Source organism: Xanthomonas nasturtii, from assembly GCF_023337365.3.
Taxonomy (GTDB): domain Bacteria; phylum Pseudomonadota; class Gammaproteobacteria; order Xanthomonadales; family Xanthomonadaceae; genus Xanthomonas; species Xanthomonas nasturtii.
In genome coordinates, this window is the sequence record NZ_CP142084.2 from 3,122,999 (window position 1) to 3,138,370 (window position 15,372).

The 15,372-nt window shown below is 64.9% G+C and carries 13 protein-coding genes, 1 other RNA gene and 1 pseudogene; 6 read left to right on the forward strand and 9 right to left on the reverse strand.

From position 1 onward, the window contains the following. The first annotated feature begins 188 nt into the window (after window positions 1–188). Complete coding sequence (locus tag M3O59_RS13615) at window positions 189–1,973, forward strand: S8 family peptidase (RefSeq protein ID WP_249054421.1); 1,785 nt, start codon at window positions 189–191, stop codon at window positions 1,971–1,973. 1 nt (window position 1,974) lies between these two features. Then, window positions 1,975–2,571, forward strand: coding sequence for a potassium-transporting ATPase subunit C (locus tag M3O59_RS13620; protein ID WP_064630604.1), 597 nt, complete (start codon window positions 1,975–1,977; stop codon window positions 2,569–2,571). A 219-nt stretch (window positions 2,572–2,790) separates the two neighbouring features. On the opposite strand, the gene M3O59_RS13625 is transcribed toward M3O59_RS13620, so the two are convergent. After that, the gene (locus M3O59_RS13625; protein ID WP_064630606.1) at window positions 2,791–2,991 is read right to left on the reverse strand and encodes a hypothetical protein; all 201 of its coding nucleotides are present in this window, start codon (window positions 2,989–2,991) and stop codon (window positions 2,791–2,793) included. A gap of 305 nt (window positions 2,992–3,296) precedes the next feature. On the opposite strand from M3O59_RS13625, the gene M3O59_RS13630 reads away from it, so the two are divergent. Both M3O59_RS13630 and M3O59_RS13635 read left to right on the forward strand, forming a co-directional pair. Continuing rightward, window positions 3,297–3,410, forward strand: coding sequence for a hypothetical protein (locus M3O59_RS13630; RefSeq protein WP_373419017.1), 114 nt, complete (start codon window positions 3,297–3,299; stop codon window positions 3,408–3,410). Further along, window positions 3,380–3,665, forward strand: a pseudogene (locus tag M3O59_RS13635) (helix-turn-helix transcriptional regulator); the annotation flags it as partial. The gene M3O59_RS13630 and the pseudogene M3O59_RS13635, both read left to right, overlap by 31 nt. Before the next feature lie 140 nt (window positions 3,666–3,805). Here the strand turns inward: M3O59_RS13635 and M3O59_RS13640 are convergent. Further along, window positions 3,806–4,279, reverse strand: a complete 474-nt coding sequence (locus M3O59_RS13640) for a (R)-mandelonitrile lyase (RefSeq protein WP_064630612.1) — start codon at window positions 4,277–4,279, stop codon at window positions 3,806–3,808. A 413-nt stretch (window positions 4,280–4,692) separates the two neighbouring features. Between M3O59_RS13640 and M3O59_RS13645 the strand changes: the two genes are divergently transcribed. Further along, window positions 4,693–4,769, forward strand: a non-coding RNA gene (locus M3O59_RS13645) — sX9 sRNA. Window positions 4,770–4,772: 3 nt separating this feature from the next. On the opposite strand, the gene M3O59_RS13650 is transcribed toward M3O59_RS13645, so the two are convergent. From M3O59_RS13650 to M3O59_RS13665, 4 genes are read right to left on the reverse strand one after another with little or no spacing between them, the layout of a single operon-like run. Next, on the reverse strand, window positions 4,773–5,444 hold the full coding sequence (locus M3O59_RS13650) for a TetR/AcrR family transcriptional regulator (protein ID WP_064630614.1): 672 nt from the start codon (window positions 5,442–5,444) through the stop codon (window positions 4,773–4,775). Then, a complete protein-coding gene (locus M3O59_RS13655; protein WP_064630616.1) occupies window positions 5,437–6,942 on the reverse strand; it encodes an efflux transporter outer membrane subunit in 1,506 nt (501 codons plus the stop codon). Before M3O59_RS13655 ends, M3O59_RS13650 begins: the two co-directional genes overlap by 8 nt. Window position 6,943: 1 nt before the next feature. Next, entirely contained in the window at window positions 6,944–10,087 is a 3,144-nt protein-coding gene (locus tag M3O59_RS13660; protein WP_064630618.1) for an efflux RND transporter permease subunit, read from the reverse strand. A gap of 16 nt (window positions 10,088–10,103) precedes the next feature. Beyond that, the gene (locus M3O59_RS13665; protein ID WP_116905413.1) at window positions 10,104–11,327 is read right to left on the reverse strand and encodes an efflux RND transporter periplasmic adaptor subunit; all 1,224 of its coding nucleotides are present in this window, start codon (window positions 11,325–11,327) and stop codon (window positions 10,104–10,106) included. 130 nt (window positions 11,328–11,457) lie between these two features. Here M3O59_RS13665 and M3O59_RS13670 point away from each other — a divergent pair, with 130 nt between their 5' ends. Continuing rightward, on the forward strand, window positions 11,458–12,078 hold the full coding sequence (locus M3O59_RS13670) for a TetR/AcrR family transcriptional regulator (protein ID WP_064630622.1): 621 nt from the start codon (window positions 11,458–11,460) through the stop codon (window positions 12,076–12,078). A 111-nt stretch (window positions 12,079–12,189) separates the two neighbouring features. Here the strand turns inward: M3O59_RS13670 and M3O59_RS13675 are convergent, their stop codons facing one another. The 3 genes from M3O59_RS13675 to M3O59_RS13685 form a co-directional block, all read right to left on the reverse strand. Then, on the reverse strand, window positions 12,190–12,684 hold the full coding sequence (locus M3O59_RS13675; protein ID WP_064630624.1) for a transcriptional repressor: 495 nt from the start codon (window positions 12,682–12,684) through the stop codon (window positions 12,190–12,192). Between the two features lie 15 nt (window positions 12,685–12,699). After that, window positions 12,700–14,103 carry a glutamate--tRNA ligase gene (gltX, locus tag M3O59_RS13680; protein ID WP_116905414.1) on the reverse strand — a complete coding sequence of 468 codons (1,404 nt, stop codon included), beginning with the start codon at window positions 14,101–14,103 and terminating at the stop codon, window positions 12,700–12,702. 68 nt (window positions 14,104–14,171) lie between these two features. Then, on the reverse strand, window positions 14,172–15,263 hold the full coding sequence (locus M3O59_RS13685) for a DUF3616 domain-containing protein (RefSeq protein WP_064630628.1): 1,092 nt from the start codon (window positions 15,261–15,263) through the stop codon (window positions 14,172–14,174). Window positions 15,264–15,372: the final 109 nt, after the last annotated feature.

Sequence of the window (15,372 nt, forward strand, 5' to 3'; positions counted from 1 at the left end):
GATGTCGCCATCCGGTCGCGGTGCGAGACGCGATGACACAGACATCGAGTTCACCGTAAGGGCTGACAGGCACGGCCCACGCAATGGAGCGCCCGCCGGTCGACCCCACGCATCTGCCGCACGCTGCCTGCATGCATCACCTCGCCGCGTTGGCGACTCCCTTCAGTTCACCCACTGGGATCCTGTTGATGACGACTCTTCTGCAACGGCAATTTCTGTGCTCCGCCACGCTGCTGGTTTTGTTTGGCGATGCCTCCATCGCGCCGGCATCGGCGCAAGGGCCGGCTTCGATTCGCGCGCAACCGCGGGCGCCGGAGCCTGACGACCCGCTGTTTCGCTACCAATGGCATCTGCTCAACAACGGGCAGGACGTGATTGCGGATTCCCGTCCTGTCGCAGGTGTGGATTTGAATATCGAACCAGTGCATGCGCTGGGAATCCGTGGCCAGGGCGTGATCGTGGGGGTGCTGGACGATGGGCTGGATATCCGTCATCCGGATCTGGCAGCCAACGTCGTCCCTGGCGGATCGAAAAACTTCGCCGACGGGTCCAACGATCCAACGCCGCGCAATCCTGGTGAAGCGCATGGCACGGCGGTGGGCGGCATCATGGCGGAAGCCGGCTGGAATGGCATCGGCGGCCGCGGCGTCGCGCCGAATGCGCGGCTCAAAGGCTTCAAACTCTTTGCAGCGGAAGGCATCCCGACCGACTTCGACAGCAATTTACGCGCGTCCTGGGGAGCTGGCGCCGAATCAGGTGACGTGGCTGTATTCAATAACAGCTTCGGTTCGGATCTGACGTTCTACCCCGCCTTCTCGCCCGCTGCCCAGCGCTCGCTCGAACGCTTGATGCGCGGCACGCGCGACGGCAAGGGCGGCGTGTATGTGCAGTCGGCCGGTAATACATTCAACAGTTTTTTCGGCACGAATGCCGCAGGGAACTGGGTCGAGTTGTGCCCTGCGCTGGCCCGTACGCTGGGCATGACCTGCTCCACGCCGGCCACCGACCCAACGAGCAACCTACCGCAGATCATCATGGCCGGCGCGGTCAATGCCAGAGGCGTGCGCTCTTCTTATTCCTCGGCAGGCGCGGCGCTATGGGTGAGCGGATTTGGCGGCGAATATGGGCTGCAACGACGCTACTTCGGCGACCGCCCCATCTCGGCTTACTACGACCCTGGCATCGTCACCACCGACCTGGCCGGCTGCGCTGCCGGCTGGAGTGCCGACAATGCCGACGCCGCACCGGAGAATGCACTGGACGGCAGCAGCTCGCCGATCGATCCATCGTGCAACTACCTGGCCACGATGAATGGCACGTCGGCATCGGCACCGGTGGTGTCCGGCGTGGCCGCACTCATTCTGCAGGCCAACCCCGCGCTCAGCGCCCGCGACGTCAAATACATTCTGGCGACCAGCGCGCGCCAGATCGATCGGGAGCAACCGGTCATCCGCTATCGCGGCAGCGTGATCGAACCGGGCTGGATCACCAACGCCGCCGGTCGTAGCTTCAGCAACTGGTACGGGTTCGGCCTGGTGGATGCGGCCGAAGCGGTCTATCGCGCCTATCGCTTCACACCCTTGCCGCCGCAACGCGATCTGGGCTGGAAAGCGGCGCTTCCGGCAAGTTCGGCCATCGGCGGGCCGAATGCACCGGCAACCTTGCAGCTGCGGCTTGGCGATGCGCTTACCATCGATACCGTGCAATGGTCGATGCAGACCACCCACACCACTCCCAGCAATCTGCAAGTGGTGCTGATCTCGCCCAGCGGGACCCGCAGCCATGTACTCACTCCCTTTCAGACACTGTCGCCGATCACTGAAGGAACCGGGTTCGATATTCCACTCTCCACCAGCAACGCGTTTCTCGACGAGCGCGTGACTGGCATCTGGACGCTGGAAGTCTCCGACATGTCCGATTCGACCACTCCGGCCCAACTGACGGGCTTCAAACTACGCGTTCTGGGGCACTGACATGAAACTAGCGCTTGGTACCACCATCGTTCTGTGCATGCTGACCGGCATGCCCGCCCTGGCCCAGACCAGCATGCAGACGGCGCTGCAGCGCTCTGCTACCGGTGCGCGCTTCATGATCGGCGACACCGATTTCAGACTGGTGCCCGATGCCAGGATCCAGCGGCAGGTGCAGGCACCGCCACCTGACGCGACGCCTGCAATGCGCCGCGCAGGTGCGACTGCCACGGTCGATTCCGCAGCGGCGGTGCGCGTTGGTCCGTATCTCATCCTGCCCGGCGGCGCCGCGACTGGTCGCCGCAGCGGCGCAGCCGGCGCGCAAGACGAACCCGACCTGATGGTGGCCATCAATCAGCGTAATGGCCAACCGGCCGTGGCAGCGCCACGACTGGACATCTTTGCAGGCAATGCCGAGACCATCGCCAGAGTGGCACGGCAGAGCAACGGCACGGTGCTCTCGGCCACGCAGGACGGCAGCGGCATCATCGGGTACGCGTCGGTCCGGGCGGCGCTTGCCGCATTGCCGCGGGTACGTGCCGACCGCGAGGTCGACGATGCATCGCTGCAGCTGATCCAGGGAGTAGCGACCCTGCGCTGAGTGGGCAAGCGCCACGGTCAGGCAGGCGTTGTCTGCAAAGGCGTGACGGGCGTGATCGTCCGGTACGCCGTCACCGCGGACTGTCGTGGAGCCAGCGCTGAGCCAGTGCCGGCCATCGGTCAGCAAGGCGCACTCAGCGTGACCGGTCGCAGCGCCTTCAATCGTATCCCAGCGAAGATGGACGTCGATCGGGCGCTCGGCGCATTGCGCGGCGACAGATCAACTCCCACGCTGCAGGCGTTGACGCAGTGCGCGGCGCTGGGCATCGCTGAGCAGATGCCCGTGCGTGCTCAGCAAACCGACAATCTGCTGATGCGCCAGCTGGGCGCGCCTGGCAAGCTCGGCGGTTGCCGCCTGCTCGATCGCTTTCCAGTCGGCCGGGGTGGAGGGAGCAGCAAGGGATCGGGGTTTCGCAGCCATAGACGATCCGAACACCGGGAACAGGCCGCAAGGATACGGAATCTGCGTGAGCGATCGATCAGCGGCAGCTGCATGCTGTCTGCCGCATTGGCCGAATATGCGAGCGCCCGTGCCATTGTCGCGCCTGCCACTGATGGGCGCACCACGGCGTTCCTTGTAAGGATCGCGATACCGCGGCTGTGCCGCACAGCGCCAGCGCACGAGCGTCCCGCATGCCTTTTGCCACTGCCGACCTGACCGACATCCTGCTGCGCCACGCACCCACGGACGGCATGCACGCCACGCCGATCGCCGGCTTGCACGTGATGCGCAGCTCGATCGCCGCAGATGGCATCCCCACCGTCTACACGCCGATGCTGTGTCCGGTGGCGCAAGGCCGCAAGGCCGCATCGAGCAGATCGCCGACCTGTCGGCGATGAGCCGTTCCACCTTCCACGCGCATTTCAAGACGGGGACCTCGATGACGCCGCTGGAATACCGCCCGCATCTGCGCGTACACGAGGCGCGCCGACTCATGGTGGCCGAAGCGCTCACGGCCGCAGATGCGGGCTTTCGGGTGGGATATGAAAGCGCATCGCAGTTCAGTCGCGACTACGCGCGCATTCTCGGCGAGTCACCGGCGCGCGCTGCACAACGCTTGCGCCAGTACGCCCGATGCGACGGAAGTTGCGTGAGCGTGCCGGCCTGACCGAGCAGGGGTGACCTGCCGCGGCCGCATGCGTCGCGACAGGTCACCGCCTCCCCCGGCAGCGATATCGATGTGTGGCGCTGCGCACCGGACACGGCAGATTGCCACGCCAACGTTGTTGCTCGCTCAGTCGCCCTTGTACTGCGCCTCGCTCACCTGCTCCAACCAGGTCACCGGCGAGCCGTCCACTGCCTCGGCAATGGCGATATGCGACATCGCCACAGTGGCATTGGCGCCATGCCAATGCTTGACGCCCGGCGGAATCCACACGATATCGCCCGGGCGGATCTCCTGCGCCGGCTTGCCCCACTCCTGCACGCGCCCGGCGCCGGTGGTGACGATCAGGGTCTGGCCCAGCGGATGGGTATGCCACGCGGTGCGTGCGCCCGGCTCGAAGGTAACGGTGGCACCGCTTACCCGTGCAGGCGCATCGGCCTGGAATGGTGCATCGATGCGCACCTTGCCGGTGAAATACTCCGCAGGCCCCACCGCCGATGCCGCCCCGCCCGCCTTGCTCACCTTGATCGGCTTGTGTTCTTCGCCGCCGGGCACGGCAGCGGCCATCATCGACAGCGACATTGCAGTAGCGAACAGATTCATTCCGGTGCTCCTCGATTCGACTAGCCACTGTAGCGCGCTTGCCTGCCGCTATTACCTTGCCGCCACGCATGCACTTCGACGCACAGCGCATCAATCGCGCGATGCCCAATTAGCCGATGCAGCGGATGGAAAGAGGCAGTGCCGAGGTAGTGGTGCACTCATCTCTTTCTGCCGTAGCGGCCGAGCTGGCGCGGCACACATGCAGCGATCTGCGGCTGCCCGCCACGGCGGTCTGCTGCCGCGCACTCGATAGAGACGGACGTGAAGTAAAACCATCCGTGGATGGGCAACGGCCGTGCGGGCGCGCGACACAGCGTTCGCAGGAATGCTCCCTGCAGGCCCCTGCACCCAAGCGCCGCTAACAAACCTGCTGCGCGCACCGCCAGACGGGCGCGGCCGGTGCTCGGTGCGGCATGGACCACTCCTGCACTGCACTTCTGAGCGCGCCATCCACACCCACCCGACGACTGCTCGCTACATCTTGTTAGCCGCTCTAGAACCCGCTGGGCACCTCGCGTTTCCGGTCGTTCCCGTCCAGTCCCGAACCTGGGCGATACGCACGCAGGAACAATGCCACCGCGCCGCTGACATACGTATCCAGTTGCAACGCGTGCGCATCGTCGCGCATGGCGGCATTGGCCGGCCATCCGGTGATCAAGCCGAAGAAATGCACCGATGCATCCGGCAGGTCGTCGATCACCAATGCGCCGCGTTGCACCTCGCGCGCCAACAGCGTGCGCATCATGCTGTCGTAACGCTCGAAGCACAGCGTCCACATTTCCTCGCGCATCTGGCTGGGCAATAGAGGCGGGCGCACCAGGCCATACGCGGTGTCATCCAGCAGGCTGCTGGCAGACACGCGCAGCACCGCCTCCGCGACCCCAGCCAGGCGTTGCTCCAGCGGCCCGTGCAGATCCAGCAAGGTATTCCAGCGATTGGGCGCGGCGTGCGCCAGCGCTTCCAGGGTGGTGCGGAACAGCACCTCCTTGGACGCGAAATGCGCATACACGGTCGCCTTGGACACCCTCGCGCGCTCGGCGATGGTGTCCATGCTGGTCCTGTCGAAGCCGTGCTGTTGAAACAGCGCGCGTGCCGCCGCCAGGATGGCGCCACGTTTGTCGTGTGGCGCACGCCTGGGCGCAGCGGACGGCGCGTCGTCATCCACGTGGCGGCTCCGCTGGTGGGGTCGCAGTGGCAGTCGGCGCAGCCGATTGCAGCCAGCCGCCACCCATCGCCTTGTAGAACGTCGCCAGGTTGGTGAAGCGCGACAGCTGCGTGGTGATCAGCGTCTGCTGTGCGCTGTACAGCGAACGCTGCGCATCCAGCGCCTGCAGATAGCTGTCCACGCCGCGTTCGAAGCGCGCCTGCGACAAGCGATAGCTATCGGCGGTTGCGTCGACCAATGCCTGTTGCGCCTGCAATTGCCGGCCCAGCGTGTCGCGCTGCGCGAGCGCATCGGACACTTCGCGGAACGCGCTCTGGATCGCTTTTTCGTACTGCGCCACTTCGATAGCGCGGTTGGCCTTGGCCATGTCCAGATTGGCGCGATTACGCCCGGCGTTGAAGATCGGCAACGTCAGCGTGGGCACGAAGCTCCAGGCGCGGGTGCCGGAATCGAACAGATTGGACAGACTGGTGGTGGAGGAGCCCCGCGATGCGGTCAGGCTGATGCTCGGGAAGAACGCCGCGCGCGCCGCCCCGATATTGGCATTGGCCGCACGCAAGTTGCGCTCGGCCTCCAGAATATCCGGGCGTCGTTGCAGCAACTGCGACGGCAACCCGGCCGGCACGCTGGCCAGCACGTTGCCTTCCACGCTAGCGCCATCGGGCAAAACGCGCGGCAGTAATTCCACCGGCACCTGCGTGCCCACCAGCAACACCAGGGCATTGCGGTCCTGCGCCACCTGCGCGGTGTAGCGCTCCACATCCACGCGCGCGGTTTCCACCGTGGTCTGCGCCTGGCGCAAGGTGAGCTGCGAAGCAACGCCCAGTTCGAAGCTGCGTTGCTGCAAGCGATAACTATCGCTCTGGCTGGTCAAGGTGGACTGCGCCAGTTGCAGCAACTGCTGATCCGCCGCCAGCGTCAGATAGGCGGTGGCCACTTCGGCTACCAGGCTGATGTGCGTGCTGCGGCGAGCCTCGGCGGTGGCCAGAAACTGCTGCAGTGCCTGTTCTTTCAGGCTGCGCACGCGCCCGAACAGATCCAGCTCGTACGCACTGATGCCGATGTTGGCGCTGTAGGTGCGAAACACCTGCGGCTGGCCCGGAATCGCCAGTTCCGCTGGTGTGCGTGCGTTGTTGGAAGTGCCGGTGCCCTGCACGGATGGCAGCAACGCAGCGCGTTCCACCCGGTACTGCGCACGCGCCACTTCGATGTTGAGCGCGGCCACGCGCAGGTCGCGGTTGTTCTCCAACGCCAACGCGATCACCTGCTGTAGCGCGGGGTCGGTGAACACCTGCCGCCAGCCGATGTTGGCGATGTCCATCGCCTCACTCGTGCCGGCTTCGGTGGTGTCGCTGGCGTTCGAGGCAATCGTGATATCGGTGCCGGCAAAACGTTCCGGCACCGGCGCGTCGGGCCGTGCATAGCGCGGCATCAGCGTGCAACCAGACAGCACGCTGGCTACCGCGATCGCGGTCAATGTCATGCGAATCGGTTTCATCTCAGTGTCCTGTCGGTTGCGGGGCGGGCGAAGTGGGCTGGGTGCGGCGCTTGAACAGGCCCATCACCAAGACGAAGAACAAAGGTACGAAGAAAATCGCCAGGATCGTGCCGGACAACATGCCGCCGATCACGGCAGTACCCAACGCATGCTGTGCGCCTGCACCGGCACCACTGCCGAGCACCAACGGCACCACACCCAGGACGAAGGCCAGCGATGTCATCAGAATCGGACGCAAGCGCATGCCTGCCGCCTCCAATGCCGACTCGATCAGACTCTTGCCGCTTTCATGCAGCTCCTTGGCGAATTCGACGATCAGGATCGCGTTTTTCGAGGCCAGACCAATCGTGGTAAGCAAGCCCACCTGGAAGTACACATCGTTCATTTTCCAGGTCAACATCGCGCCCAGCAGCGTGCCGAACACACCCAGCGGCACCACCAGGATCACCGAGAACGGAATCGCCCAGCTTTCGTACAACGCGGCCAGACACAGGAACACGATCAGGATCGACAACCCGTACAGCAGGCCGGTCTGGCCGGTCGAGGATTTCTCCTGCCGCGACAACCCGGTCCACTCGAATCCGATCCCCGGCGGCAACTTGGCCGCAGCCGCTTCCACGATCTGCATCGCCTCACCGCTGGACGCCGCACCCGGCAGCGCCATGCCCAGGATTTCCACCGATGGCACGCTGTTGTAGCGCTCCAGACGTGGCGAGCCTGATTGCCAGCTTGCGGTAGCGAAGGCATTGAACGGCACCATCGTGCCGGCGCTGTTGCGCACGAACCAGCGGTCGATGTCCTGCGGATTCATGCGGTACGGCGCGTCGGCCTGCAGCATCACCTTCTTGACGCGCCCCTTGTCGATGAAGTCGTTGACGTAAACGCTGCCCCACGCACTGGAGAAGGTGTTGTTGATGTCGGCAATGGACACGCCCATGGCCTGCGCCTTGTGCGAATCGATCTCCAGCTTGAATTCGGGCGTGTCTTCCTGCCCGTTCGGACGTACCGCCACCAAGCGTTTGTCCTGCGACAGCTCGGCCAGCAGCTGATTACGTGCCTGCATCAACGCCTCATGACCGAGATTGGCGCGGTCCTGCAGCATCAGGTCGAAACCGGTGGCATTGCCCAACTCTGACACTGCCGGCGGTGCGAATGCGAACACCCTGGCATCGCGTATGCCAGCGAAGAAGGCACCCGCCTTGGCAGCAACATCGGTGACGCTCTGGCCCTTGCCGGTGCGCTCGTCCCACGGCCGTAACTTGACGAAGGCAAAGCCCACATTCTGGCCGGTACCGGCAAAACTGAATCCGGACACCGCAAACACGCCGGCGACCGAGTCTTTTTGATCGACCAGAAAGTGATGCTCCACCTGCTTGAGCACCTTAGCGGTGCGCGCATCGGCAGCACCGGGCGGCAGCTGCACCAGCACGAACAAGGTGCCCTGGTCCTCGTCCGGCAAAAAACCCACCGGCAATTTCATGAAGCCGAAGACCACCAGCGCCAGCAGCGCCGCATAGGCGAGCATGTAGCGCCAGCCCTTGCCCAGCATGTGCCGCACCACGCCCTGGTAGCCGTTGTTGCCGCGATCGAATACGCGATTGAACCACCCGAAGAAACCGGTGGTGGCCAGGCCATGACCTTTTTCCACCGGCTTGAGCAAGGTGGCGCACAAGGCCGGGGTCAGGATCATCGCAACCAGCACCGACAAGGTCATGGCCGAGACAATCGTGATGGAGAACTGCCGATAGATCACACCGGTGGAGCCACCGAAGAACGCCATCGGCACGAACACCGCCGCCAGCACCAACGCCACACCGACCAGCGCACCGGAGATCTGATCCATCGATTTGCGCGTGGCTTCCTTGGGCGAGAGGTGTTCTTCGCCCATCACCCGCTCGACGTTTTCCACCACCACGATCGCATCGTCCACCAGCAGACCGATCGCCAGCACCATCGCGAACATGGTCAGGGTATTGATGGTGAAACCGAACACCGCCAGCACGCCAAACGTGCCCAGCAACACCACCGGCACCGCAAGGGTGGGGATCAAGGTGGCGCGGAAGTTCTGCAGAAACAGATACATCACCAGAAACACCAATACCACCGCTTCGATCAGCGTATGCACCACCTGCTCGATGGAGATACGCACGAACGGCGTGGTGTCGTATGGCTTTTGCACCTTCATGCCGGGCGGGAAGAATTTCTCCTGTTCTTCCAGGCTTTTATCGATCGCACGCACCGTATCCAGCGCGTTCGCACCGGTGGCCAGCTTGATCGCCAGACCGGCCGCCGGCTTGCCGTTGTAGCGGCCCACCGTGTTGTAACTCTCGCTGCCCAGTTCGATGCGTGCCACATCGCGCAAGCGCACCTGCGAGCCATCGGACTGCGTGCGCAGCAGGATGTTTTCGAACTCCTCGGCGGTCTTCAGCCGGGTCTGCGCGGTGATGGTGGCATTGAGTTGCTGGTTGGGCACCGCCGGCAGCGCGCCGAGCTGGCCGGCCGAGACCTGCGCGTTCTGCGCCTGGATCGCGGTGCGCACATCCACCGGGGTCAGGCTGAAGTTGTTTAACTTATTGGGATCCATCCACACCCGCATCGCGTACTGCGAGCCGAACAAGGTGGTGTCGCCCACGCCTTCGACGCGGCTGATGGTTTCCTGCACGTTGGCAGCCACGTAATCGGACAGGTCCGAGTCGCTCATGCTGCCGTCTTCGGACGTGAAGGCCAGCACGTTGAGGAAGTTGGTGGCCGATTTGGTCACCGTGACGCCTTGCTGCTGCACTTCCTGCGGCAACAACGGTGTGGCCAGCGACAACTTGTTCTGCACCTGCACCTGCGCGGTGTCCGGGTCGGTGCCGTTTTCGAAGGTCAGGGTAATGGTCACCGCACCACTGGATTCGCTGGTGGAGGCCATGTAGCTGAGGTGATCCAGCCCCTTCATCTTCTGCTCGATGACCTGGGTGACGGTGTCTTCCAGCGTCTGCGCCGAGGCGCCCGGGTAGTTGGCGGTAATGGCAACCGCGGGCGGAGCGATGCTGGGGTATTGCGCAATCGGCAGGGTGGCGATGGACAGGATGCCGGCCAGCATCACGATGATGGCCAGCACCCAGGCGAAGATCGGACGATCGATAAAGAAACGTGCCATGACGTGTGATCCCGCCTCAGTTGGCCGCACGCGGTGCGGTCGGGGCGGAAGGGGTGCCGGCTGCATGAGCGCCCGCAGTCGCGGGCGTGCCCTTGGGCTGCCACGGCACGGTCTTGACCTCGATGCCATCGCGGGCGCGCGAAACGCCTTCCACCACCAGGTGCTCGCCGGTCTTCAGGCCGCTGCGCACCAGCCATTGGTCGCCGACCTCACGATCGGTTTCCAGCACGCGCAGCTGCAGCTTGTGATCGGCACCGACCACAAACGCGGTCGGCTTGCCAGCGCCATTGCGCAAGACCGCCTGCTGCGGCACCAGCACGCCCTGCTCCTTGACGCCTTCCTGCAGCACCGCGCGCACGTACATGCCCGGCAACAGCTCGGCGTTCGGGTTGGGGAACACTGCGCGCAGGGTGATCGAGCCGGTGTTCTGATCCACGGTGACGTCGGAGAACGCCAGGTGCCCCTGCAGCGGATAGGTGCTGCCGTCTTCCAGCAGCAGCGACACCTTGGCCGCGCCATCGCCGGCCCGTTCCAGGTCGCCGCGCGCCATCGCCTGGCGCAGGCGCAATACCGCACTACTGGGCTGGGTGACGTCGATGTAGATCGGGTCCAGTTGCTGGATGGTGGTCAGCGCATTGGCCTGGTTGGCAGTCACCAGCGCGCCCGGGGTCACGCTGGAGCGGCCGATGCGGCCGGAGATCGGCGCATCCAGCCGGGCGAACGCCAGGTTGATGCGCGCGGTCTCCACGCTGGCCTTGCCTGCCGCCACATCCGCCTTTGCCTGGCCCAGCGCAGCGTCGGTGTCGTCGCCTTCCTGCTGGCTGATCGCCTTGATCCGGGCCAGCTCCTTGTAGCGCTCGGCCTTGAGCTGCGCCGTGCGCAGGGTTGCCTCGGCCTTGGCCAGCGTGGCCTGGGCACTGGCATAGCTGGCGCGGTACTGGGCCGGGTCGATCTGGTACAGGGTCTGGCCGGCCTTGACGTCGCCGCCTTCGGTGAACTGGCGCGACTGCACAAGACCGCCCACCTGCGGGCGAATTTCGGCAATCAGGTACGGAACGGTGCGCCCCGGCAATTCGGTGGTCAGCGTCACCGGCTGCTGCTTGACGGTCAGCACGCCCATTTCCGGGGTGCCCTCCTGCGGCGGCGGGCCGCCCGGCGGGCTGCCGCAGGCGCTGAGCAGGGCGGTGGCGGAAACGGCAACAGCAAGCAACGACAGGCGAAACGAAGCATGGGCACGCACGGGCGGGTCTCCAACGGGAGTGATGATGGTTAAATCTAAACGGTACGGTTCGGTATCCTAATAAGCTCATCCGTAGCCGTCAAGCATTTCTGCCCAGTCGGTATACTTATGGATTACGTAGGAGAACCTGATGCGGGTCAGAACCGAAGAAAAGCGCGAGGCCATCATTCAGGCCGCCAGCGAGGTGTTCCTCGAGATGGGCTTCGAAGGCGCGTCGATGTCGCAGATCGCCGCCCGGGTCGGCGGCTCCAAGCGCACGCTGTACGGCTATTTCTCGTCCAAGGAAGAGTTGTTCGTGGCCTTTGCCAAAGACATGTCCGACCGCTACATCGACCCATTGCTGGACGCGTTGTCACAAAGCAGCGGCCCCGTTGCGGAAACCCTGCAGCGCTTTGGCGAGGACATCCTCAGCTTCCTGTGCGCCCCCAGCTCGATCACGATCTGGCAGACCATCATCGGCGTGTCGGGACGGTCGGACGTGGGGGCGCTGTTCTTCAATGCAGGCCCCGAAGAAGGCGTGCAACGCATGGCCGACTTCCTGCAGACGCAGATGGATCGCGGCGTGATCCGCTGCGCCGACGTCCTGATCGCGTCAAAGCAGTTCGCCGCGCTGCTGGAAGCGGAAACCCTGATGCCCTGCCTGTTCGGCGCGCTCAAGGACCCCTCGCCCGAGTATTTGCGCAAGGCGACGCGACGCGCGGTGGATCTATTCCTGGCCGGCTATGGGTGCAAGACCGCCGCCGCGGCGTGATGTGCGGTGGCGTCGTTCGGTAGCTTGCAGAGCGCATCCATCGGCAGCGGAGTGCGCGCGTGTGTGTCTATTGCCGCCAGGTCGATAAATCGCCTGTTTCCCAGGCGATCGTCACTCCGCCACCGCGCACTTGGCGCACAGGCCGTGCACTTCCAGCGTCTGCGCCTGCGGTTGGAACCCAAGCGCCTTGGCGCGGGCTTCCAGTTGCGACACCACATCGCGGTCTTCCAGTTCCACTGCACTATGGCAGCGGTCGCAGATCAGGAACGGCACCGAATGCTGGGCGCTGTTGGGGTGGTGGCAGGCGACGAAGGCGTTGACCGATTCGAGCTTGTGCACGAAGCCATTGGCCATCAGAAAATCCAGTGCGCGGTACACCGTGGGCGGCGCATCGGCGCCGACGCCCTTGCCTTCGCGCACCCAGTCCAGCAGCTCGTAGGCCTTGACCGGCTTGCCGGCATCGGCGATCAGCCGCAGCACGTTGGCACGGATGGGCGTCAGCCGCAGGCCGCGCTCGCTGCAGGCACGCTCCACCGCGCGCACGAAGCCGTTGGCGTCGTCGACGTGGTGGTGCGGTGCAGTGCAGGCGTGTTCGTTGGTTTTCATCACAGGCTCCGGCGGTCAGCCCGCTCCGATCTTGATGAGTGCCGCATCGATGCGTTTCAAGGCACCCTCGCGACCGGCCAGGTAAACCGTCTGCGAAATGTCCGGGCTGACCTGGGTGCCGGTGATGGCCACGCGCAGCGGTTGGGCGACCTTGCCCATGCCCAGTTCCAGCGCTGCGGCCGCGTCGTGCAGCGCCGCCGACACGCTCTCCACGCTCCACTCGCTCAGCGCAGCGAGCATCTCGCGCGCCTTGCCCAGCGGCGCTTCCGCACCCAATTTCAGGTGCTTGATCACCGCCGCTTCGTCGTAGGTTTCCAGCGGCTGGTACCAGACTACGGCCTTTTCGGCCATTTCTTTCAGGGTCTGCACGCGCTCGCGCAGCGCCACCACCACATCGGCAGCGGCCGGGCCGGCGGCGATGTCCACACCCAGCTTGGCAAGCTGGTATTCCAGCTGCGGGGCGATGCTGGCCGGGTCGTCGGTCTTCAGATAGTGCTGGTTGACCCAGCCGAGCTTGGCCATGTCCAGGCGTGCGGCCTTGGAATTGACGTCCTTGACGTCGAACAGGTCCAGCAATTCCTGCGGCGTGAACAGCTCCTGGTCGCCATGCGACCAGCCCAGGCGCGCCAGGTAATTGATCAACGCATGCGGCAGATAGCCGGCGTCCTTGTACTGCATGACGTCGGCCGCGCCGGTGCGCTTGGACAGCTTGGCACCCTGCTCGTCCAGGATCATCGGCATGTGCGCGAACCTGGGCACCGGCGCGCCCAGCGCTTCATAGATATTGATCTGGCGCGGGGTGTTGTTGATGTGGTCGTCGCCGCGGATCACCTCGGTGATGCCCATGTCCCAGTCGTCCACCACTACCGCGAAGTTGTAGGTGGGAAAGCCGTCCGGGCGGAAGATCACCATGTCGTCGAGCTCGCTGTTGGCGATCTCGATGCGGCCCTTGATCAGGTCCTCGAACACCACGCTGCCGCCGACCGGATTCTTGAAACGGATGACCCGGTTGGGGTCGTCGCGGTACGGCAGGTTCTGCTCGCGGGCGGCGCCGTTGTAGCGCGGTTTTTCCTGCCTGGCCATCGCCGTTTCGCGCATGGCGTCGAGCTCTTCGCGGGTTTCATAGGCGTAATAGGCCTTGCCTTGGGCCAGCAGCTGCTCGGCGACCTCCTGATAGCGGGCCACGCGTTGGGTCTGGTAGATCGGGCCTTCGTCGTAGTGCAGGCCCAGCCACTCCATCGCTTCCAGGATGGCGTCGATGGCCGCCTGGGTGCTGCGCTCGCGGTCGGTGTCTTCGATGCGCAGCACGAATTGCCCGCCGCGGTGGCGTGCCTCCAGCCAGCAATACAGGGCGGTGCGGGCGCCGCCGATGTGCAGGTAACCGGTGGGGCTGGGGGCAAAACGGGTGCGGCAGGTCATGGAGCGCTCGGCGAAACGGGACTGCGCCGATTTTACCTTGCGCAGCGTGGCCCTGCCCGGCCCACTGCTCAGCGGTTGCGCAACAGGTCGCCGTACACCACGCAATCGCCGCCGCTGCGCGCCGCGCCCGGGGCGTCGTACAGCACCAGCCAGGTAGGAATTTGGCCGGCCAGCTGCTTGGGCAGGTTGCAGATGGCCTCGGCGCGGTCGCTGTCCTTGCCGTGCGGCAGCACCGCCGATTCCAGAAAGTCGTGCTGAAAGCGCACCGGCGCGCGGTTGGCGGCCAGCACGCTGCGCGCATCCGGCCACTTGAACAGCCGGATCTCGCCGTTCAGCACCATGGTCGGCCCGGCCAACAGGTACAGATCGTCGCCGGAGTAATGCAGGTCGCGCACCCCCAGCCCGCCCAGCTGCAGGAAATGCTTGCGCAGCAGCGTGCCGTCTTCGTCCAGCGGCGCCAGGCGCAGATGGTCGCCATGCGCCTCCACCTGGATTTCCAGCAGCGCCGACCAGCCACGCAGCACCGGCCCGCGCAGGCCCAGCAGCAAGCGTTGACCATCGACCACGATGCCTTCGATATCGAAACCGTTGTCCTTGCCGGGAATCTTCAGAAACGGGCCGAAATGTGGGTCGTCGGCCAGCAGTTCGGTGAGCTGGTTGTTCTTTGCATCGCCCTTGAGGCGCAGCGCACGGCGGCCGTCGGCGGCTTCGCGCACCAGCTGCGGGCTGCCGTCTTGCGCGTATTCGATGGGCAGGCAGGCCAGCAGGCGGCGGTTGGCGTCGAGCTTCAGCTTGGTCAGGCGTTTGGCGTTTTCGGCGTCGTCGCGGCCGCGCTTGGCGTTCTTGCGTTTGCTGCCGTGCGAGCCGATCACCCACAGAAATCCGTCCGACAGCCCCATGCCTTCCAGGTCTGCCTCTTCGCCATTTTCGCCCGGCAGATCCAGCAGCTCGGCCAGCGCAAAGCTCTGCCCTTCGCCGAAGCGCAGCGTCTCGCGCTGCACCGGGTCGAGCTTGCGCAGCCGGTCCACCGCGCAGGCTTCGTCGCCGGCCACCCACAGCCAGTCGTCGGTGAACGCAGCACCGGACAGGTTGCTGTGCACCAGCGCACCGGGCGCAAATTCGAGCCGGACGCTATGCGGAATGAGGGTTTTCTTGGCCATGGGAACCTGGTGGGTGGCGTTGCAAAGGGTGAGAGTGGCGAAGACAGCGTAGCGCGGTGCCCCGTTGAAGGACGGCGCGGACACGTTGCAGCGTACACGTAGCAGGTGC